Annotated in this window: 17 protein-coding genes; 7 read left to right on the top strand and 10 right to left on the bottom strand. The window is 63.8% G+C overall.

The annotated features are described in order from the left end of the window. Window positions 1–30: 30 nt before the first annotated feature. The 4 genes from Q0T48_RS09270 to Q0T48_RS09255 all read right to left on the bottom strand — a co-directional run bounded on the left by Q0T48_RS09270 (window position 31) and on the right by Q0T48_RS09255 (window position 3,048). Window positions 31–1,011, bottom strand: coding sequence for a beta-ketoacyl-ACP synthase III (locus Q0T48_RS09270; RefSeq protein WP_295955450.1), 981 nt, complete (start codon window positions 1,009–1,011; stop codon window positions 31–33). Then, window positions 1,008–2,060, bottom strand: coding sequence for a phosphate acyltransferase PlsX (gene plsX, locus Q0T48_RS09265; RefSeq protein WP_295955449.1), 1,053 nt, complete (start codon window positions 2,058–2,060; stop codon window positions 1,008–1,010). Before plsX ends, Q0T48_RS09270 begins: the two co-directional genes overlap by 4 nt. A 107-nt stretch (window positions 2,061–2,167) precedes the next feature. Next, window positions 2,168–2,350, bottom strand: coding sequence for a 50S ribosomal protein L32 (rpmF, locus tag Q0T48_RS09260; RefSeq protein ID WP_295955448.1), 183 nt, complete (start codon window positions 2,348–2,350; stop codon window positions 2,168–2,170). A gap of 149 nt (window positions 2,351–2,499) precedes the next feature. After that, on the bottom strand, window positions 2,500–3,048 hold the full coding sequence (locus Q0T48_RS09255; RefSeq protein ID WP_295955447.1) for a YceD family protein: 549 nt from the start codon (window positions 3,046–3,048) through the stop codon (window positions 2,500–2,502). A 25-nt stretch (window positions 3,049–3,073) separates the two neighbouring features. Here Q0T48_RS09255 and Q0T48_RS09250 point away from each other — a divergent pair, with 25 nt between their 5' ends. Further along, window positions 3,074–3,679, top strand: a complete 606-nt coding sequence (locus tag Q0T48_RS09250) for a Maf family nucleotide pyrophosphatase (RefSeq protein ID WP_295955446.1) — start codon at window positions 3,074–3,076, stop codon at window positions 3,677–3,679. Beyond that, window positions 3,676–4,437: an SAM-dependent methyltransferase gene (locus Q0T48_RS09245; RefSeq protein WP_295955445.1), complete on the top strand. Its 762-nt coding sequence runs from the start codon at window positions 3,676–3,678 to the stop codon at window positions 4,435–4,437. Before Q0T48_RS09250 ends, Q0T48_RS09245 begins: the two co-directional genes overlap by 4 nt. 5 nt (window positions 4,438–4,442) lie before the next feature. Here Q0T48_RS09245 and Q0T48_RS09240 read toward each other — a convergent pair whose 3' ends face one another. The 5 genes from Q0T48_RS09240 to ppc all read right to left on the bottom strand — a co-directional run bounded on the left by Q0T48_RS09240 (window position 4,443) and on the right by ppc (window position 10,954). Continuing rightward, entirely contained in the window at window positions 4,443–5,459 is a 1,017-nt protein-coding gene (locus tag Q0T48_RS09240; RefSeq protein ID WP_295955443.1) for a S49 family peptidase, read from the bottom strand. Between the two features lie 2 nt (window positions 5,460–5,461). Continuing rightward, window positions 5,462–5,833, bottom strand: a complete 372-nt coding sequence (locus Q0T48_RS09235) for a Rieske 2Fe-2S domain-containing protein (RefSeq protein WP_295955440.1) — start codon at window positions 5,831–5,833, stop codon at window positions 5,462–5,464. An 18-nt stretch (window positions 5,834–5,851) separates the two neighbouring features. Beyond that, on the bottom strand, window positions 5,852–6,520 hold the full coding sequence (locus Q0T48_RS09230) for an HAD-IA family hydrolase (protein WP_295955437.1): 669 nt from the start codon (window positions 6,518–6,520) through the stop codon (window positions 5,852–5,854). Next, a complete protein-coding gene (locus Q0T48_RS09225) occupies window positions 6,510–7,946 on the bottom strand; it encodes a mannose-1-phosphate guanylyltransferase/mannose-6-phosphate isomerase (protein WP_295955434.1) in 1,437 nt (478 codons plus the stop codon). The genes Q0T48_RS09230 and Q0T48_RS09225 overlap by 11 nt, the downstream gene beginning before the upstream one ends. A 107-nt stretch (window positions 7,947–8,053) precedes the next feature. Then, complete coding sequence (gene ppc, locus Q0T48_RS09220) at window positions 8,054–10,954, bottom strand: phosphoenolpyruvate carboxylase (RefSeq protein WP_295955431.1); 2,901 nt, start codon at window positions 10,952–10,954, stop codon at window positions 8,054–8,056. 68 nt (window positions 10,955–11,022) lie between these two features. Between ppc and hemC the strand changes: the two genes are divergently transcribed. The 4 genes from hemC to Q0T48_RS09200 are packed head-to-tail and all read left to right on the top strand — an operon-like array spanning window position 11,023 to window position 15,087. Then, the gene (gene hemC, locus Q0T48_RS09215) at window positions 11,023–11,979 is read left to right on the top strand and encodes a hydroxymethylbilane synthase (protein WP_295955427.1); all 957 of its coding nucleotides are present in this window, start codon (window positions 11,023–11,025) and stop codon (window positions 11,977–11,979) included. A 2-nt stretch (window positions 11,980–11,981) separates the two neighbouring features. Further along, window positions 11,982–12,767, top strand: coding sequence for a uroporphyrinogen-III synthase (locus Q0T48_RS09210; RefSeq protein ID WP_295955425.1), 786 nt, complete (start codon window positions 11,982–11,984; stop codon window positions 12,765–12,767). Between the two features lie 35 nt (window positions 12,768–12,802). Next, window positions 12,803–13,801, top strand: a complete 999-nt coding sequence (locus Q0T48_RS09205; protein WP_295955423.1) for a uroporphyrinogen-III C-methyltransferase — start codon at window positions 12,803–12,805, stop codon at window positions 13,799–13,801. A 2-nt stretch (window positions 13,802–13,803) separates the two neighbouring features. Next, window positions 13,804–15,087, top strand: coding sequence for a heme biosynthesis HemY N-terminal domain-containing protein (locus Q0T48_RS09200; protein WP_295955421.1), 1,284 nt, complete (start codon window positions 13,804–13,806; stop codon window positions 15,085–15,087). Window positions 15,088–15,413: 326 nt separating this feature from the next. Here the strand turns inward: Q0T48_RS09200 and Q0T48_RS09195 are convergent, their stop codons facing one another. Further along, window positions 15,414–18,614, bottom strand: coding sequence for an Rne/Rng family ribonuclease (locus tag Q0T48_RS09195; protein WP_295955418.1), 3,201 nt, complete (start codon window positions 18,612–18,614; stop codon window positions 15,414–15,416). 593 nt (window positions 18,615–19,207) lie between these two features. On the opposite strand from Q0T48_RS09195, the gene Q0T48_RS09190 reads away from it, so the two are divergent. Continuing rightward, window positions 19,208–20,170 (top strand): RluA family pseudouridine synthase, encoded by a 963-nt coding sequence (locus tag Q0T48_RS09190; protein WP_295955415.1) that lies wholly within the window; start codon window positions 19,208–19,210, stop codon window positions 20,168–20,170. The last annotated feature ends 6 nt before the right edge of the window (window positions 20,171–20,176 follow it).

Genomic DNA, 20,176 nt, shown 5'->3' with positions numbered 1-20,176 from the left:
CGCTAGCGCTTATGAAGCGTGCGCAGTATGCTACAAATTAAGCAGCACAGCACCCCAGGTAAACCCGCCGCCCACACCTTCAAGCATTAGGGTTTGGCCTTTTTTAATTTTGCCGCTGCGCACGCCCGCGTCCAGCGCCAAGGGAATCGACGCAGCCGAGGTGTTGCCGTGCTGGTCCACGGTCACGATGACCTTGTCCATGGACATCTTCAGCCGCTTGGCCGTGCTTTGCATGATGCGGATATTGGCCTGGTGCGGAATCAGCCAGTCGATATCGTCGTGGGTTTTACCGGCCTTGGCCAAGGTGGCACGAGCGGCTTCTTCCAGCACACCCACCGCCAGTTTGAACACGGCCGGGCCGTCCATGGTCAGCATGGCACTGCCCACCACCGAGCCGCCCGACACCTGGCCGGGCACGCACAAAATACCTACGTGCTTGCCATCCGCATGCAGGTCGCTGGCCAGAATGCCCGGCGTGTCCGAGGCCTCCAGCACGACGGCACCTGCGCCATCGCCAAACAGCACACAGGTGGTGCGGTCGGAGAAATCCAGAATGCGCGAGAACACCTCGGCCCCGATCACCAGGGCCTTGCGGGCCGTGCCGGTGCGGACCATGGCGTCGGCGACCGTCAGGGCGTAGACAAAGCCGCTGCACACGGCCTGCACGTCAAACGCCGGGCAACCGTGGATGCCGAGTTTGTTTTGCACGATGCAGGCGGCCGAGGGGAAAACCATGTCCGGCGTAGACGTGGCCACGATGATCAGGTCGATGTCTTGGGCCTGGACACCGGCGGCCTCCAGCGCCTGCCGGGCGGCATGCACCGCCAAGTCGCTGCAGGTGGCATCGGCGGCGGCAAAGTGGCGGGCCCGAATGCCGGTGCGCTCCACGATCCAGTCGTCCGAGGTTTCCACGCCTTTGGCGGCCAGTTCGGCCACCAAATCGGCGTTGGTCAATCGACGGGGGGGGAGGTAGCTACCGGTGCCGGTGATGCGGGAATAAAGACTCGTCATGCGCTCGTGGTTGCGGTCGTGTCCAAGGCACTAGCCGCAGATGCCGCCAAAAGCGGCGCTGCATGCGCAATGCGGGCCTGGACACGGTCCAGCAGGTTGTTTCGGGCTGCATCATACGCCCGGTGCAACGCCTGCTCAAACGCAAACGCGTCCGCCGAGCCATGGCTTTTGAACACCAGACCGCGCAGGCCCAACAGGGCTGCACCGTTGTAGCGCCGGTGGTCCATGCGTTTTTTAAGCGCAGATAACACCGGAGTGGCGAGCAATGCCGTAAATTTGGTGAAGATATTGCGCGAAAACTCGGCGCGCAAAAAGTTGACGATCATGTTGGCCAGGCCTTCGCTGGTTTTCAGCGCCACATTGCCCACAAAACCGTCGCACACGATGATGTCGGTGGTGCCGACAAAAATATCGTTGCCTTCGACGTTGCCGTAAAAGTTCAAATCGCCCGCACGCGCAGCCGCGCGCAGCAGCTCGCCAGACAGCTTGATAGTCTCGTTGCCCTTGATGGCCTCTTCGCCAATATTGAGCAGGCCCACCGTAGGGTTCTCGTTATCGCTGAGCACCGACACCAGGGCCGAGCCCATCACCGCAAACTGCAGCAAATGCTCCGCCGTGCAATCCACATTGGCTCCGAGGTCAAGTACCGTGGTGGCACCGCCTTTGGCATTGGGGATTTGCCCGGCAATCGCGGGGCGGTCGATGCCGTCCAGGGTTTTGAGCAGATAGCGGGCAATCGCCATCAAGGCCCCTGTATTGCCTGCCGACACCGCCGCCTGGGCCGCACCGAGCTTGACCTGGCTGATCGCCACGCGCATGGAAGAATCCTTCTTCTTGCGCAAGGCAATTTCAATCGAATCATCCATGCCCACCACTTCGCTGGCCGCAACAATCTGGGCGCGCGGATGCACAAAGCCCGCCAGGCTTGCAGGCAAACCTACCAACAGCAGCGAAACTCCGGGGGTGTTGTCCAGAAAATGGCGACAAGCAGGCAGCGTGACGCTGGGGCCGTGGTCACCACCCATGCAGTCCACAGCGAGTGTGATCATGGTGTAGCAGCGCCCAGTGGCGCGCGAAGTCTAGAGAGTGCAAACATCAAAACAAAGGCCCGTGGCTACGGGTTACGTAGCACCGGGCCCTGGATGGTGAGCGCAGATCAGGCTTCAGATTTGTTTTTCAGCACCTGGCGACCACGGTAGAAACCGTTGGGGCTGATGTGGTGGCGCAGATGGGTTTCACCGGTGGTGGATTCCACTGCGATACCGGGCACGTTTAGTGCGTTGTGCGAACGGTGCATACCGCGCTTGGAAGGGGACTTTTTGTTCTGTTGGACGGCCATGGTCGGCTCCTAAGTAAATACGTTTAAATTTAAACGTTAAAAGATTAGACAATTCACGAGAGGCCACTCAACTTTGAAGTCAAAATGCTCAAAGCCTTTTCGCGCTAAGCCTTAGATTATAGCCCAAGCTTGCCGGGCAAGGCTAGTCCCTAGTCTGCGCCCTCGCCACGCAGCTTGGCCAGCGCAGCAAACGGATGGGGCTTTTCCGACAAGGCGGCCTCAAAAGCCGGGTCCACCACCTCCAGGGTCACCTCCACCGGGCATTCGTCGTGGCGGGGCACCAGGGGAATTTCCATTAGCAGCTCATCTTCCACCAGGGTGGCTAGGTCGAATGCGGGGTCGAGCGCCAGAATGTCTTCTTCGGACTCGTCGTCCAGTGCGGCAGCAGTTTCTTCATCGGCCACAAAGCGGAACGAGCGGTCTACGGCCAAAGGAATATTGATTGGGGTCAGGCAGCGCTGGCAGGTCATGGGCAGGCAGGTATCGGCCTGGATGTGCAGCCAGATTTCAGGCTCGCCGCCAGACACCAGGCGCAGCTCGCCCTGGGCACTCCAATTCACAGTCAAATCAGCCTCTAGCGCAGATGCCTCTTGCGTAAGGCGCTCATATTTTAGTAGCAAATCCTGGGCAGAGCGGGTGCCCGCAGCCTGTGCGAAGGCACGCACGTCCAGGGGGGTTGAAGCAATCTCGATTTTCATGGGCACAGTGTAAGAGAATCCCAGCATGCATTCTCCTTTGCCCTCCCCTCTCACCCGCACCTTGGTGTTGGGCTCGACTTCGCGTTACCGCAGCGAGCTGCTGCAGCGCCTGCGCATCCCCTTTGAAGTTGCCGCGCCCGATGTGGATGAAACCCCGCTGGCCGGTGAATCGCCCCGCGACCTGGCCCTGCGCCTGTCACTGGCCAAAGCCCGCGCCGTGGCCGCCCGCTTTCCGCAGGCTGTGGTCATCGGCTCCGACCAGGTGGCGGATTTGCACGGCGAGCCGCTGGGCAAACCCGGTAACCACGCCAACGCCGTGGTGCAATTGCGCCGGATGCGTGGCCACACCGTGGTGTTCCAGACCGCTCTGTCGGTGGTCTGCCTGGACACCGGCTTTGCCCAAAGCGCCCTGGCCCCGGTGCAGGTCCGCTTCCGCGACCTCAGCGATGCTGAAATCGAAACCTATCTGCAGGCCGAGCAACCCTACGACTGCGCAGGCAGCGCCAAAAGCGAAGGCCTGGGCATCAGCCTGCTGGACAGCATAGACAGCGACGACCCCACCGCCCTGATCGGCCTGCCGCTGATCCGCACCTGCCAATTGCTGCGCGCCGCCGGAGTGGTACTGCTATGACTCCCGGAAAACTCTACCTGGTCCCCGCACCGCTGGACTTCGGCTGCGCCACGCTTACGCCGTTGGAAGACGTGATGCCACTGGGCACCCTGCGCGTGGCCGCACGCCTGCAGCACTGGGTCTGTGAAAACGCCAAAACCACCCGCGCCTACCTGAAGCGGGTAGACGCGCTGGTGCCCCTGGCCCAGACGATCCAGGCCTTGCAGATCCAGGAACTGCCGCGCGAAGTGCACAAAAAGGGCGACCACAGCGGCAACTTCGATGCCAAACCGCTGCTGGCCGCCGCCCTGCAGGGTGCGGACATCGGACTGGTCAGCGAAGCCGGCATGCCTGCGGTGGCCGACCCGGGTTCGTCGGTGGTACGTGCCGCCCACGAGCTAGGGCTGGAGGTGGTGGTGTTGGTAGGGCCCGTGTCGCTGCTGCTGGCTCTCGCGGCCAGCGGTTTGAACGGGCAAAACTTTGCTTTTGTGGGCTACGTGCCCCAGGCCGAGCCGGAACGCGGCCAGAAAATCCGCGAACTGGAAGCCCTGGCACTGAAAACCGGGCAAACCCAAGTATTCATTGAAACACCTTATCGCAACTCGGCTCTGCTGCAGGGACTGCTACAAAGTTTGCAGCAAAACACGCGTTTGGCGGTCAGCAGCGGAATGACTTTGGCCGAACCCCGAACCGTGAGCGACACCGTCAAAGGCTGGCGGCAAAAAAACAAGGCGGGTCTGGTCAATGACCAGCCCGCCGTGTTTGCGATTGGTCGCTAAGGGCTTTAACGCAGCGCCGGGACGCTCTGCAGAGCACGGATAGAGCCTTCGCCAATGGCGGCACCGAAGCGCTTGGCCAGACGTTCGGCCACGTTTTCGCGGCGGGTGTAATCCACCAGCTCTTCGGCCTTGACCACCTCGCGGGCCACGTAATCCAGGTTACCCAAGTGATCGGCCAGGCCCATTTCCACGGCCTGCTGGCCGCTCCAGAACAGACCGCTGAAGGTCTCAGGGGTTTCTTTCAGGCGTTTGCCACGTCCGGCCTTGACCGCGTCGATGAACTGGGTGTGGATCTGGTCCAGCATGGTCTGGGCGTAGGCCCGTTGTTTTTCGGTTTGCGGGCTGAACGGGTCCAGAAAACCCTTGTTTTCACCGGCGGTCAGCAAGCGGCGCTCCACGCCCAGCTTGTCCATTAAGCCGGTGAAGCCAAAGCCGTCCATCAACACGCCAATACTGCCGACGATGCTGGCCTTGTCGACAAAAATCTGGTCGGCTGCCACCGCAATGTAGTAAGCGGCTGAGGCGCAGCTTTCTTCGACCACGGCATACACCGGCTTGTTGTACTTCTTTTTGAGGCGCCAGATTTCGTCGTTGATGATGCCGGCCTGCACCGGGCTGCCGCCGGGCGAGTTGATCAGCAAGACCACGGCCTGGGCCCCCTCGTCCTCGAAGGCGCTGCGCATGGCGGCCACGACAAATTCCGCCCCGGCATCCGCACCCGAGGCAATTTCGCCCTTGATTTCCACTACCGCGGTGTGGGCGGTGGTTTTGTCGGTGCTAGGCGTGGTGCGCGACAAGCCGATCCAGCCTGCCACCACCAAACAGACCAGCCAGGCCAAGCGGACGAAATTGCGCCAGCGGCGGGCAGATTTCTGCTCGGCCAGCGCGGCAAAAGCCAGTTTTTCCAGGGTTGCGCGCTCCCAGCCCGGGGTGTCGGTGGGACTACGGCCCGCCGTGCTGCCCGCAGAGCGCTCAGGCTGCGCGGGGGCGTGGGGTTCGCCGGGAAGAATCGGGTCGGTCATGGTTAAAACTCAACAGGTTGCAATTGGGCGCGAGTATGCCAGTGCACCACTCCGCTGGACTCGGACAGGGCTATCTTCACCAACCCGCCGCGGCAAGGGCCGCCACCGCATTCGCCGGTGTCGGGCCGGTAGGCCGCGCCGTGGGTAGCGCACAGTAGCCATTCACCGGAATCGTCAAAGATACGGTTCGGCTGGTAGTCCAGCTCCATGGGCACATGGGTGCAGCGATTGAGGTAGGCAAAGGCCTGGCCGTTGTAGCGGATGGCAAAAGCCCGGCAGGTCTCGCCCAGGTAGGCCACATCAAACGGCACGGCATCGCCGCCGTCGCGGAGCTCAGCCGTGTTGCACAGGGGAATTTCTTGTATATCTTGCATGGTGTACAGCTCCCAAAATCAGCCGTGCGCCAGCAGCCAGGCGTGCAGCTCGGCCACCGAATGCGCCACAAAACGCGGCTTCAGTGCCGCAAACGCCTCGGTGGTATGCGCACCGTAGCCCACGCCCACACTGGCGCAGCCGGCGTTGACGGCCATTTGCAGGTCGTGCGTGGTGTCACCCACCATCAGGGTGCGCTCGGGAGCCACGCCAAATTCGCGCATCAACTCATGCAGCATGCGCGGGTGCGGCTTGCCCTGGGTTTCATCGGCGGTGCGGGAGCCGTCAAACAGGCCCTGCAACTCCACCGCCTGCAAGGTTTCATCCAAACCGCGGCGCGACTTGCCGGTGGCTACGGCCAGGCAGTACTGGCGGGCCTTCAGTGCAGCCAGCATGGGCAGCACCCCGGCAAACAGGCTGATATCGTGCTGGTGCGCCAGGTAATGGTGGCTGAAGCGCGCACCCAACGCAGCGTGCTGGGAAGCAGGCACATCCGGCGCGGCATGGGCCAGCGCAGGAATCAGGTCCATGCCAATCACGTACGAAGCCGCCGCATCGCTGGGCACCGTGCCGCCCACGTCGCGCACGGCCTCCTGGATGCTGCGGGTGATGATGGCCGTGGAGTCGAACAGCGTACCGTCCCAGTCGAAGGCGATCAAATCAAATTGCCGGACCTGGCTAGCGGCCATAGACATCTTCAAAGCGGACGATATCGTCCTCGCCCAGGTAGCTGCCGGACTGCACTTCGATCATTTCCAGCTCGACCCGGCCCGGATTCTCCAGCCGATGGGTGGTGCCCAGTGGGATGTAGGTGGATTCGTTCTCGGTGACCAAAAAGGTCTCGGTGCCGCGGGTGACCTTGGCGGTGCCCGACACCACAATCCAGTGCTCGGCGCGGTGGTGGTGCATTTGCAGCGACAGGGTGCCACCAGGCTTGACCACGATGCGCTTGACCTGGAAGCGGGCACCGTTATCCACGCTGTCGTACCAGCCCCAGGGGCGGAACACTTTGCGGTGCAGTTGGCCCTCAGAGCGGCCTTGTTTCTTGAGGCTTTCAACAATTTTTTTCACGTCCTGGGTCTTGTCCTTGTGGACCACCAGGATCGCGTCGGCGGTTTCCACCACCACGATGTCGTCTACGCCCACGCAGGCGATCAGGCGGCCTTCGGACAGGGCCAGGGTGTTGCGGCAGTCGTGCAGCAGCACGTCGCCCTGGGCCACGTTACCCGCGCCGTCCTTGGGCAACACCTGCCACAGCGCGTCCCAGGCACCCACGTCGGACCAGCCCGCCGCCAGCGGAATCACCACGCCCGGCGGCAAACCGGCCTGGCCAGAGGCGATGCGTTCCATCACCGCGTAGTCGATGGAATCGCTGGGGCAAGCGGCAAACAGCTCTTTGCCCACGCGCACAAACTCGCCGTCGGTACTGCCTGCGTCCCAGGCGGTCTGGCAAGCCGCCAGGATGTCGGCCCGGCACACGGCCATCGCCGCCAGCCACACCGAAGCTTTGACCATGAACAGGCCGCTATTCCACGAGTAGGTACCGGTGTCCAAATAACTTTGGGCTGTGGCCTGGTCGGGTTTTTCAACGAACCGGGCGATGGTGGATGCGCCGCCGTTGCCGTACAGCGCCCCCGACTGGATGTAGCCGTAGCCCGTCTCGGGGCTGTCGGGCGTGATGCCAAAGGTAACCACCGCCCCCTCGGCCGCCAATAATGCACCCTGGCGTACCACGGTCTGGAAGGCAGGCTTGTCCACGATCACGTGGTCGGCCGGCATAACCAGCAGCACCGGGTCGGCCCCGCCGCACAGCGCGGCCAATGCGGCCAGGGTCAGTGCGGGTGCCGTGTTGCGGCCGCAGGGCTCCAACACGATGCTGCCAGGCTGGCCCATCTGGCGCAGCTGCTCGGCAATCACGAAGCGGTATTCCTCGTTACAAACCACCATGGGCGCGACCAAGCTACCTGCGCCCAATCCTTCAACCCGGCGCACGGTGGCTTGCAAGAGCGAGTCATCGCCGATCAGTGGCAGCAGTTGCTTGGGGTATTTCTCGCGCGACAGGGGCCACAGGCGGGTGCCTGAGCCGCCAGAAAGAACAACGGGTTGGATCAGCATAAAACTCCACACAAAATAAAAAACCAAGGGCCCTAAAACGTGTTCTGAGGCCATTGGTTTTCATTATTGCAGAGCAACATAGCGCATCTCAGCGCCGCCGGGCGGTTTTAGCCCGTATTGCGCAGCGCCGCCGCAATTCCATTGATAGAAATGTGGATGCCGATCTGCACCCGCTCGTCGCCCTGCCCGGCCCGGTAGCGCCGCACCAGCTCCACCTGCAGGTGGTGCAGCGGGTCGATGTAGGGGAAACGATGGCGGATGGAGCGCTGCAGCGAGGCATTGCCCGACAGGCGCTGCTTCTCGCCGGTGATCTGGGTCAGTGCGTTGGCGGTGCGGTGCCACTCGGCCTCGATGCTGGCAAAAATGCGCTTGCGCAGCTTGGCATCGCTCACCAGCTCGGCATAGCGTGAGGCCAGGGCCAGGTCGCTCTTGGCCAGCACCATGTCCATATTGCTCAGCAAGGTGCTGAAGAACGGCCATTGGCGGTACATTTTTTGTAGCACGGCCAGCGCGTCCTTCTTGCCTGCAGGACCGTTTTCGTTCAAAAACGATTCCACGGCCGAACCAAAGCCAAACCAGCCCGGCAAGGTCAAGCGGCACTGGCCCCAGCTAAAGCCCCAGGGAATGGCGCGCAGATCTTCGATCTTTTGCGAGGGCTTGCGGGCGGCGGGGCGCGAGCCAATGTTCAGCTCGGCAATCTCGCGCAAGGGAGTGGATTCGAAAAAGTAGGTGGTGAAACCCGGTGTTTCGTACACCAGCGCCCGGTAGGCGGCCATGCTGGCGGTAGAGAGCTGCGCCGCGGTCTTCAGGAAGGCCGGGGTGGCGGACTTGGTGGGCTGCAGCAGCGTGGCTTCCAGGGTGGCGGCCACCAGGGTTTCCAGGTTGCGTCGGCCGATTTCAGGATTCGCGTATTTGGAGCCAATGACTTCGCCCTGCTCGGTCAGGCGGATCTGGCCGCGCACCGTGCCGGGGGGCTGGGCCAGAATGGCCTGGTAGCTCGGGCCACCGCCGCGGCCCACGGTGCCGCCCCGGCCATGGAACATGCGCAAGGTGATGTTGTGGCTGTTGGCCAACTGGTCGAACAGGTCTACCAGCGCGATTTCGGCACGGTACAGCTCCCAGTTGCTGGTGAAGATGCCGCCGTCCTTGTTGCTGTCAGAGTAGCCCAGCATGATGTCCTGCTCGGCCCCGCTGCGCTGCACCAGTTCGGCCACATTCGGCAGGGCGTAGAACTCGCGCATGATGGGCGCAGCGTTGCGCAAATCTTCAATGGTTTCGAACAAAGGCACCACGATCAGGTCGGCGGTGGCCTTGTTGTCCAACGTGCGGTGCATCAGGCCGACTTCTTTTTGCAGCAGCAGCACTTCCAGCAAATCGCTCACCGTCTCGGTGTGGCTGATGATGTAGTGGCGGATGGCCTGCACGCCGTAGCGGGCGCGAGACTCGCGGGCCGCCTCGAAAATCGCGATTTCCTTGCAGGTGTGCTCGGAATACTGGGCCCCGACCACGCGCAGCGAACGCGCGTCATTGAGCAGGCCCATCAGCAGCGTGCGCTTGGCCATTTCGTCCAGCGCGGAGTAATCGGCCTGGATGCGGGCTGTGGCCAGTAGTTCGGCTACCACCTCTTCGTGCTTGTCCGAGCTTTGGCGCAAGTCCACCGTGGCCAGATGGAAGCCAAACACCTCCACCGCGCGGATCAGCGGGTGCAGGCGCTCGGCCGCCAGGCTGGCACCGTGGTTGGCCAGCAAAGAGGCTTCGATCGTGCGCAGATCGGCCAGAAAGTCTTCGGCCAGCAGATAGGCGTTTTGCGGCGCGACGGCATGGCGGGCGGCATCGCCCCCGGTCAGTCCCTTCAGGGTGGCGGCCAGGCGGGCATAGATGCCAGTCAGCGCCAGACGGTAAGGCTCGTCTTTGCGGTGCACATTGGTGTCGGGCGAGCTGGCGGCCAGCGCCTGCATCTCCGGTGTCATGCCCACCAGCCCGGCCGACAGCGACAACTCGCCGCCCAGGTAATGCACCTCGGTCAGGTAGTGGCGCAAGGCTACGTCGGCTTGGCGGCGCAACGCGTATTCCAGCGTTTGAGCGCTCACATTAGGGTTGCCGTCGCGGTCGCCGCCAATCCACTGGCCCATGCGCAAGAAGCTGTGCACCGGGTGGTCGCCCAGCGCGCCTTCCAGGTCGGCGTAGATCTTGGGAATCTCGCGCAGAAAGGTCGATTCGTAGTAGCTCAGCGCGTTTTCGATCTCGTCGGCCACCGTCAATTTGGAGCGGCGCAGCAGCCGGGTTTGCCACAGTTGCATGACGCGGGCCCGTAACTGCGCCTCATTGGTGGCCAATTCGCGGGGGGCCAGGGCATCTTTGGTGGTGCCGACCAGGGTGCGTTCGCGCAGAGTGTCGCGCACCGTCAGCAGCCGGGCGATGTCGCGCTCGGCATCCAGAATGCTCTTGCGCTGCACTTCAGTGGGGTGGGCGGTGAGCACCGGAGCCACGTAGGCGTGGGCAAGGGTCTGCGCTATTGTTTTAGGAGCTATACCAGCCCAGCGCAAGCGCGCCAGCGCCACTTCTATGCTCCCCTCTTGGGTGTCGCCCGCACGCTCGTGCACGGCGCGGCGGCGGATGTGGTGGCGGTCTTCGGCCAGATTGGCCAGGTGGCTGAAGTAGGTAAAGGCCCGCATCACGCTCACCGTTTGGTCGCCGGTCAAGGCTTTGAGCAATTTCTTCAGCGCCTTGTCGGCCTCGGCATCGGCATCGCGGCGGAAGGCCACCGACAGCTTGCGCACCTGCTCCACCAGCTCAAATGCAGCCACGCCCTCTTGCTCGCGGATCACATCGCCCAGAATACGGCCCAGCAGGCGGATATCTTCTACCAGGGGCCGCTCGTTGGCCTTGTCGCGGCTGGCAGACCGTGCCGCCGTGGGAGCGACCTTGGGTGCAGACTTTGGTGCAAGAGCCTTGGCCCCCGCCGTTTTGGCGGCCTTGGGGGCGCTGGGAGAATCTGCCGTGGTCATGCGTGGACTTCCTAAATGTGCTTAAAAGGGTCGGACAAACCCTATGCTAGCATCCAAGTCCCCCTGAAATGCCTTCAATTTCTTCTAAAAATTACCAACAGGTTACCGGTTTGAGCACCCCCTCCTTGCACATCACCATCGCCACCCGCGAGAGCCGTTTGGCCCTGTGGCAGGCCGAACACGTCCAGTCCCTGCTGCAGCAACGCGGCCACACGGTCACCCTCTTGGGCATGACCACGCGCGGTGACCAGATCCTGGACCGCTCGCTGAGCAAGGTCGGCGGCAAGGGCCTGTTTGTCAAAGAGCTGGAAGTGGCGCTGGAAGAAGGCCGCGCCGACATCGCCGTGCACTCGCTAAAAGATGTGCCCATGGACCTGCCCGAGGGCTTTGCCCTGGCCTGCGTGCTGGAGCGCGAAGACCCTAGCGATGCCTTTGTGTCCAATCGCTACGCCACCCTGGCCGATGTGCCGCAGGGCGGCGTGGTCGGCACCTCCAGCCTACGCCGCACCGTGCTGCTGCGCGCACTGCGGCCCGACCTGCAGATCGCCCCGCTGCGCGGCAACCTGGACACCCGCTTGCGCAAGCTCAATGAAGGCCAGTTCGATGCCATCGTGTTGGCCAGCGCCGGGCTGCTGCGCCTGGGCCTGCCCGAACGCATCCGCAGCCGCTTTGCCGCCACCGACATGCTGCCTGCCGCAGGGCAAGGGGCTTTAGGCATCGAAATCCGCGCCGACCGGACCGATCTGGTGTCCGCCCTGGCTCCGCTGGCCCACACCGCCACCTGGCAGGCCGTGGCCGCCGAGCGCGCCGTCAGCCGCAGCATGGGCGGTAGCTGCTCCATGCCGCTGGCCGCGTTTGCCACTTGGGTGGACGGGCAACTCATTATTAATGCCGCCTGGGGCGATGCCGAGCAGCCCGCGCCGCTGGTAACCGCCAGCGCGCAGGCCGCCATTACCGACCTGGCTAGCGCCACCGCCCTGGGCGAACAGGTGGCGGCCCAGTTGCGTGCAGGCGGCGCGGTTTAGCCTTGGCCCAAGTCATCGTCACCCGGCCCGCGCAAGATGCCCAGCGCTGGGTGCGCGAACTGTCCGCCCAGGGCCTACACGCCATCGCCCTGCCGCTGATCGCTATCGCACCCGCGGCCAACGCGCTGCCGGTGCAACAGGCCTGGCAAGCCCTGGCCGACTACCAGGCGGTGATGTTTGTCAGCGGCAACGCCGTCCAGCACTTTTATGCATCAAATAGACCCCTAGCGCATAATATATATACGCAAGTAGCTATAAAAACAAGAGCATGGGCTACCGGACCCGGCACCGTGGCGGCGCTGCACCAGGCGGGTGTGGCGACCACGCAGATCGACGCGCCGGATGCCGCCGCAGGCCAGTTCGACTCCGAAGCCCTGTGGAACATCGTCGCCCCCCAGGTGCAGCCAGGAAGCCGCATTTTGGTGGTGCGCGGCAGCGACCACACCGGGGAAGCGGCAGGGCGCAGCTGGCTGGCCGAGCAACTCACCGCCGCCGGGGCGCAGTTGGACACCGTGGTGGCCTACGAGCGCTGCCTGCCGGTGTTCAGCCCCGAACAGCTCCAACAAGCGAAGCAGGCCTGTAGCAACGGCAGCGTGTGGCTGTTTAGTAGCTCTGAGGCGATTACCCACCTGCAAAGCCTGTTGCCCGGCCAGGATTTCCGCGCCGCCCGCGCCGTGGCCACCCATGGCCGCATCGCGCAAGCGGCCCGCAGTGCGGGTTTTGGTGTTGTTTGCGAGTCACGTCCCTTGCTGGCCGACATAGTGGCCTCGATAGAATCGCTGGCATGAATGTCGAGCTGCCCCCCGAAAATTCCGCCCCGCCCATGCCGGCAGTAACACCGACCGCCAAAGGGTCCGGCATGCTGACCCTGGTGGCGGGTGGCGTAGCTGTGCTGGCCCTGGTCAGCAGCGGCATGCTGTGGCAAAAGCTCAGCCATATCCAGGAACAACTGGCCCGCCAAAGCGCCGATGCAGGGGCCCAGGCCGTCGAGGCCCGCACCATTGCCAGCCAGGCGCAGGACCAGGCCCGCGATATTGCCGCCCGCCAGGCCGTCACCGATGCCCGCATCAGCGAAACCACGCTGCAACGCACCCAGCTCGAAGACCTGATGCAAAGCCTGTCGCGCTCGCGCGATGAAAACCTGGTGGTCGATATCGAATCCGCTGTGCGCCTGGCCCAGCAGCAAGCCCAACTCACCGGCAGCATCGAACCCCTGCTGGCCGCTCTGAAAAGCGCCGACGACCGCGTCACCCGCGCCGCCCAGCCGCGCCTGGCACCGCTGCAGCGCGCCATCGCCCACGACACCGAGCGCATCAAGGCCGCCACCACCACCGACACCCCCGGCCTGCTGGTCAAGCTGGACGAGCTGGTGCGCCAGGTGGACGAGCTGCCCACCGTCAACGCCGTGGTGGTCGCCTCCGCCGTGGGCGCAGGCAAAACCGCGCCGCCGCTGGCCGCCGAATGGTGGCAGCGCGCGCTCGACGTGGTGCACCAGGAAGCCCGCAAACTGCTGCGCGTGAGCCGTATCGAACAGCCCGAAGCCGCCCTGCTCTCGCCCGAGCAAACTTTTTTCCTGCGCGAAAACCTCAAGCTCAAGCTGCTCAATGCCCGCCTGGGCTTGCTGGCCCGCCAGTTGGCCTCGGCCCGCGCCGACCTGACCGCTGCCGCCACCGCCCTGAACAAATATTTCGACCCCGCCTCGCGCAAAACCCAGTCCATGGCGACCCTGCTGCAGGAAGTACAAGGCCAGATGAAGGCCGTGGAGCTGCCACAGGTGGATGAAACCCTGGCCGCCCTGGCCACAGCCGCAGCGGGGCGCTAACCATGCGCGCAATTGCCTGGCTCCTGGCCCTGTTTGGCGTGGCGGTGGCAGCGGCCCTGCTGGCGGGTAACAACCAAAGCACGGTCACCGTGTTTTGGCCACCGTACCGGGTCGATCTGTCGCTGAACCTGGTGTTGCTGCTCACTGTGGCCACCTTCATCGCCCTGCACTACGCCCTGAAGGCCTTGTCGGCCCTGTTCGCCATGCCACAGCAAGCCCAGCGCTGGCGGCTGCAGCAAAAAGAGCGGGCCACCCACGCTGCGCTGCTGGATGCGTTCTCCCATCTGCTGGCCGGGCGTTTTCTGCGCGCCCGCAAGGCCGCCGAAGTGGCCCTGCGCCAGGAACAAGCCCTGCTGGCCAGCGGCCACCCCCTGGCCCACGGCGACAAACTGCGCGCTCTGGCCCACCTGGTCACCGCCGAAAGCGGCCATTCGCTGCAAGACAAAACCACCCGCGACAGCCACCTGCAGCAAGCCCTGGACAGCACCGCCCAGCGCAACACCCTGGAAACCCAGGAAACCCGCGAAGGCATCCAGTTGCGCGCCGCCCACTGGGCACTGGCCGACCGCGATGCCGATGCCGCCCTGCAGTGGCTGGATGCCCTGCCCCAGGGCGCGGCCCGCCGCACCCTGGCCCTGCGCGTGCGCCTCAAAGCCACCCGGCTGGCCCGCCAGACCCTGCCCGCACTGGAAACCGCCCGCCTGCTGGCCAAGCACCGGGCCTTCTCGCCCGCTGCGGCGCAAAGCATTCTGCGTGGCCTGGCGCTGGAGCTGCTCAACACCGCCTACGACCCGGCCCAGTTGCAACGCGCCTGGTCCGAACTGGAACCGACCGAGCGCCTGATGCCCGACGTGGCCATCCAGGCCGCCCAGCGCCTGGCCACCCTGCAAGGCGACACCGCCACCGCGCGCATGTGGCTGCTGCCCATCTGGGAGCAAATGGTGGCCCACCCTGAGCAGGAACACGCCTTTGGCACCAAGCTGGTTCGGGCGCTGGAGGCAGGTTTCTCCGCCACCAACAGCCCCGCCGACCTGCCTTGGCTGCACCGCATCGAAGCCGCCCAACAGCGCAACCCGCGCGATGCCCGGCTGCAGTACCTGGCCGGCATGGCCTGCCTGCGCCACCAGCTCTGGGGCAAAGCCCAGCAACTGCTGACGCAATCGCTCCACCAACTGGAAGACAGCGGCCTGCAACGCAGCGCCTGGCGCGCCTTGGCCGACCTGGCCGAGCAGCGCGGTGACTTGGCCGCTGCGCAAGCGGCTTACAAGCAAGTTGCTGGAATATAAAAACACCCCCAGGCTACACACTTCCCCGGGATCGGCCCGCAGGGCAGATCCCGCATGTTTCCGCCAACCCCCCTTGCAGGGGGCGAAGCTGGTGGCCCGGTAAAGCCGGTTCCACGGGTTCTTGCGGGGTGTACGTTCCGTTTCTTAGACTGGTTAACTCTTTGAGTTTTAGCCTGTTTTTTGAGGCTTCAATAGGCCTCTAACGCCTAACTTACCTGCACGGAAAGCTATAAAAAGCATAGTTAAAAACTGTAGCGTACGATAGCCAAAAATTGCCCAAAAAAAATGGACCCGAAGGTCCATTTTTTCATTGCCAGGTCAATGGCTTAGAACGGCAAGTCCATCTTGCCCAGGTCGCGCTTGGTTTCCACCATCACCAGGGGTTCGGCCTGGACCGGAGCTACCGCAGGGCGTGCACGGGATACGTGGACCACGATGGGCTCGGCGGCGATGGCGGCTTGTACCGCAGCAGCGCGCTCGGGGCTGGTGCCTACCCATTGCAGACCGGAGCTCTGGGCCAGTTGGTCCAGTTCGGCGGTCGGCAGGGCAAACACAGGCTTGGGGGCCACCACCGGTGCCGCCACGACCGCAGCAACGGGTGCCGCCACCGGTGCGACGACAGCAGGTGCTGCGACTTCGGCCACCACGGCAGCAACGGGCGCTGGAGTAGGTACAGGTGCGAACTCTGCCACCACCGCAGCAGCGCGCTCCACCAAGGATTCGGCTTGCGGCTGTGCATCCGACTCCACGGGGTTGGGCACAAAGGCAGCGGGTTCACCGGCGTTGTCGCGCGGCGCACGGTCCTTGCGGTCGCGGCCATAACGGTCGCGGGAACGCTTTTCGCGGCGCTGGGGCTCTTCGCCTTCAGGACGCGCTTCGTCGCTGCGCTCAGCTGGTTCGGCTTCGGCATCGACCTGGTCCGCTACCGGCTGGGCGGCACTGGCTTGCGCTGCGGCCTGGGCGGCGGCGAAGTACGACGGACGCTCGGGGCGTTCGGCGGGCTCAGCGGGTTCGCGGTCCATGCGGGGCTCGCGCTCGGCACGGGGTTCGCGGGGCTCACGCGGTTCACGCTCGGGGCGGGGCTCGCGTTCGGCACGCGGTTCGCGCTCGGGGCGGGGTGCGCGGGGGGCCTCGGCCACGGGTTCACCGTTGGCATCCAGCTGGGGTTCGCGAGGTTCACGGGGTTCGCGAAGGTCAGGGCGGGGCTCGTCCTGGCGGTCACGGCCTTGGGCAGGGGCACCGTCTTCACGCGGGCCACGGCCACCACGGCCACCGCGGGGGCTGCGTTCGCCACGTTCACCGGCGTTGCGCGGGGCGCGCTCGGAACCGCCGACTTCGACATTGGCGGCGGCATCGTTCACCACGCCTTCACCGGCCTGGGCGGCCTGGGTATCCACCTCGGAACGCTCACGCGGACCCGGTGTACGCTCGCCACGGCCACGGCCACCGCGGCTGCCACGGCCTGCGGCTTCGCCGTCGGCACGCAGCGCGTCGTTGCGGTCTGGGCGCTCGGCGCGTTCGGGACGGTCACCCGCATTGCGCGGAGCACGTTCTGGGCGGGCTTCCTGGCCTTCACGGGGCTCGCGGGTTTCGCGGCCTTCCGCGTTGCGTGGGCCGCGGTTGCGACCTTGGCCTTCACCACGTTCTGCAGTTTCATCGCGTCCGCCACGGCCATTGCGGCCACCACGGCTGGCACCGTCGCCACGCGGGTTGCGGGGCTCGCGCTTGTCATCGGACTTGCCGGTTACAGGCGCTGGTGCGGGGGCAGCCGGAGCCACCACCACAGGTGCTGGTGCAGCACCAAACAGGTTCTTCAGCCAGCCAAAGAAGCCCGCCTCGACCGGTGCAGCCACCGGTGCAGGCGCTGCAACGGGTGCCGCTACGGGTGCCGGGGCCACGGCCTTGGGCACGGCTTGCGGCGCGGGTGCGTCGGGCAGTACGCCCTTGATCACCGGGGTTTGCTTGTTGGTGGGCTCTTGCGAACGGCGCGTCACCGAGGTGGCATCGTCCATCACGTCGGCCATTTTGTAGCTGGCTTCGATGTGGTCGAGGCGTGGATCGTCGTGCTTCAGGCGTTCCAGCTTGTAGTTCGGCGTTTCCAGCGTCTTGTTGGGCACCATCAGCACGTTGATGCGCTGCTTGAGCTCGATCTTGGCGATTTCGGTGCGCTTTTCGTTCAGCAGGAACGAGGCCACGTCCACCGGCACCTGGCACATGACCGAGGCGGTGTTGTCCTTGAGCGACTCTTCCTGGATGATGCGCAAAATTTGCAGCGCGCTAGATTCGGTGTCGCGGATGTGGCCGGAACCACCGCAGCGTGGGCAAGGAATCGAAGCACCTTCGCTGAGCGCCGGGCGCAGGCGCTGGCGGCTCATTTCCATCAGGCCAAACTTGCTGATGGTGCCGAACTGCACACGGGCGCGGTCCTGGCGCAGCGCGTCGCGCAGGCGGTTTTCCACATCGCGGCGGTTGCGCGACTCTTCCATGTCGATAAAGTCGATCACGATCAGGCCACCCAGATCGCGCAGACGCATCTGGCGGGCCACTTCTTCGGCGGCTTCCAGATTGGTGCGGGTGGCGGTTTCTTCGATGTCGCCACCGCGGATGGAGCGGGCAGAGTTGACGTCCACCGACACCAGGGCTTCGGTGTGGTCGATCACGATGGCACCGCCCGAGGGCAGTTGCACGGTGCGGGCGTAGGCCGATTCGATCTGGTGTTCGATCTGGAAGCGGCTGAACAGCGGCGCGTCGTCGCGGTAGCGTTTGACGCGGGCGGCGTGCTCAGGCATCACGTGGGCCATGAACTGCTGGGCCTGCTCGTACACGTCGTCGGTGTCGATCAGGATGTCGCCGATATCGGTGTTGAAGTAGTCGCGGATGGCGCGGATCACCAGGCTGGATTCCTGGTAAATCAGGAATGCGCCCTTGCCCTGCTTGCCTGCGCCGTCGATGGCGGTCCACAACTTGAGCAGGTAGTTCAAATCCCATTGCAGTTCAGGTGCGCTGCGGCCAATGCCGGCTGTGCGGGCAATGATGCTGGAGCCGTTGGGGTATTCCAACTGGTCCATGGCTTCCTTGAGCTCGGCCCGGTCGTCGCCTTCGATGCGGCGCGATACGCCACCGCCACGGGGGTTGTTGGGCATCAGCACCACATAGCGGCCAGCCAGCGACACAAAGGTCGTCAGGGCGGCACCCTTGTTGCCGCGTTCTTCTTTTTCGACCTGGACCAGCAGTTCCTGGCCTTCGCGGATGGCGTCCTGGATACGGGCTTGGCTGGCAGACACGCCTTGGGCGAAGTATTGCTTGGAGATTTCCTTGAACGGCAAAAAGCCGTGGCGGTCTTCGCCGTAGTCGACGAAGCAGGCTTCCAGCGAGGGCTCGACGCGGGTGACGACGGCCTTGTAGATATTGCCCTTGCGCTGTTCGCGCCCCTCGATTTCAATTTCGTAGTCGAGCAGTTTTTGCCCGTCCACAATCGCCAGCCGGCGTTCTTCCGACTGGGTTGCGTTAATCAGCATCCGTTTCATGGTGCGCTTCCTTTGACTGGACCAGCAAGGGTCCAGAAATGTTCTTCAATTCAATACGGCCCAAATCGGGCCTATTGATGCCTGAACCAACGCGCGGAAACAGCCGGAATGACCCAAGACTGCACTAGGTAAGCCTGGGCTCACAGGGTGACAGTGGGGGGAGGTAGAGGGAAGCGGGGAGTGTGTTGGCCTGATAAGCTATTGATTTAATAGCTACTCGCGCATAGTAGATCTGCGCCAGGGGCGATTCCATGCCGAAAACCGGGGCCACAGCCGGAGCCATGAGCCACCGCCAGCAGGTTTGAAGTATCGCCATCAACACAAGAGTTCTCGCTTCGATCCGTTGCACAACATGCACCTACGGCACATGTTGACAAATTAGGGGGTATTCCGTATCTGTATTTCCATCGCGTCAGCCCGCCCCATCAACTTTTGCCGCCAACGGAGCGTGAATTGCTCGGGTGGGCAGCAGATCGCCTTGGGTGGCATCGACTTCGCAGCGGCGTAGATGCAATGCTCTAAACTGTGGTGAATCAAGCACTTACGACACGACGCTGGTGAAAAATATTATAGGGGCTAACAACCCACCCCCCATGCCAGAAGTCAAATTCATTACGGTCGACCCCGACGATGCCGGGCAGCGACTGGACAATTTCCTTATGCGCCACCTCAAAGGCGTACCCAAAACCCACGTCTACCGCATCATCCGCAGCGGCGAAGTACGGGTCAACAAGGGCCGCGCTTCTGCCGACACACGCGTTGCGGGTGGTGACGTGGTGCGCCTGCCGCCGACCCGCATTTCCGAGCGGGTGGCAGAAAAGGCCGAAGCCATGGCCGCCGCGCCCGCCCCGGCGCGCGAGTTCCCCATCCTGCTGGAAGACGAGCACCTGCTGGCCATCGACAAGCCAGCGGGTGTGGCGGTGCACGGCGGCAGCGGGGTCAGCTTTGGGGTGATCGAGCAACTGCGCATGGCCCGCCCGAAAGCCCCGTTTCTGGAACTGGTGCACCGGCTGGACCGCGAAACCTCGGGCATCCTGCTGTTGGCCAAAAAGCGTAGCGCGCTCAAAAACGTGCAAGACCAGTTCCGTGAACGGGAAACCGGCAAGACCTACTTGGCTCTGGTGATCGGCCATTGGCCCGTCAATAAAAAAGTGCTGGACAAGTCTTTACACAAATACCTGCTGCCCAATGGGGAGCGCCGGGTCAAGGTGGTGGCCAAGGACGACCCGGATGGCATGCGCTCGCTAACCCTGGTCAAAGTAGCGCAGCATTTCGAAGGCTTCAGCCTGCTGGAAGTGACCATCAAAACCGGCCGCACCCACCAGATCCGGGTGCACTTGGCCTCTGAGGGCTTCCCTATTGCTGGAGACGATAAATACGGCGATTTCGAGGCTAATAAAGCCTTGGTAAAACAAGGGCTCAAACGCATGTTTCTGCACGCCTGGCGGTTGCAGCTGAGCCACCCCGCCAGCGGCGAAAGCGTGGTGTTGAATGCCGCCTTGCCAGAGGAGCTTCAGCGGTTTTTACCAGCGAAACCGGTGCCGACCCCAAGCTGATGTTGG

The sequence above is a fragment of the Rhodoferax sp. genome, from assembly GCF_025354435.1.
In the GTDB taxonomy this organism is placed as follows: Bacteria; Pseudomonadota; Gammaproteobacteria; order Burkholderiales; family Burkholderiaceae_C; genus Rhodoferax_B.
The sequence above is the reverse complement of the archived record's forward strand: the minus strand, read 5'-3'. Positions and strand labels throughout refer to the sequence as shown.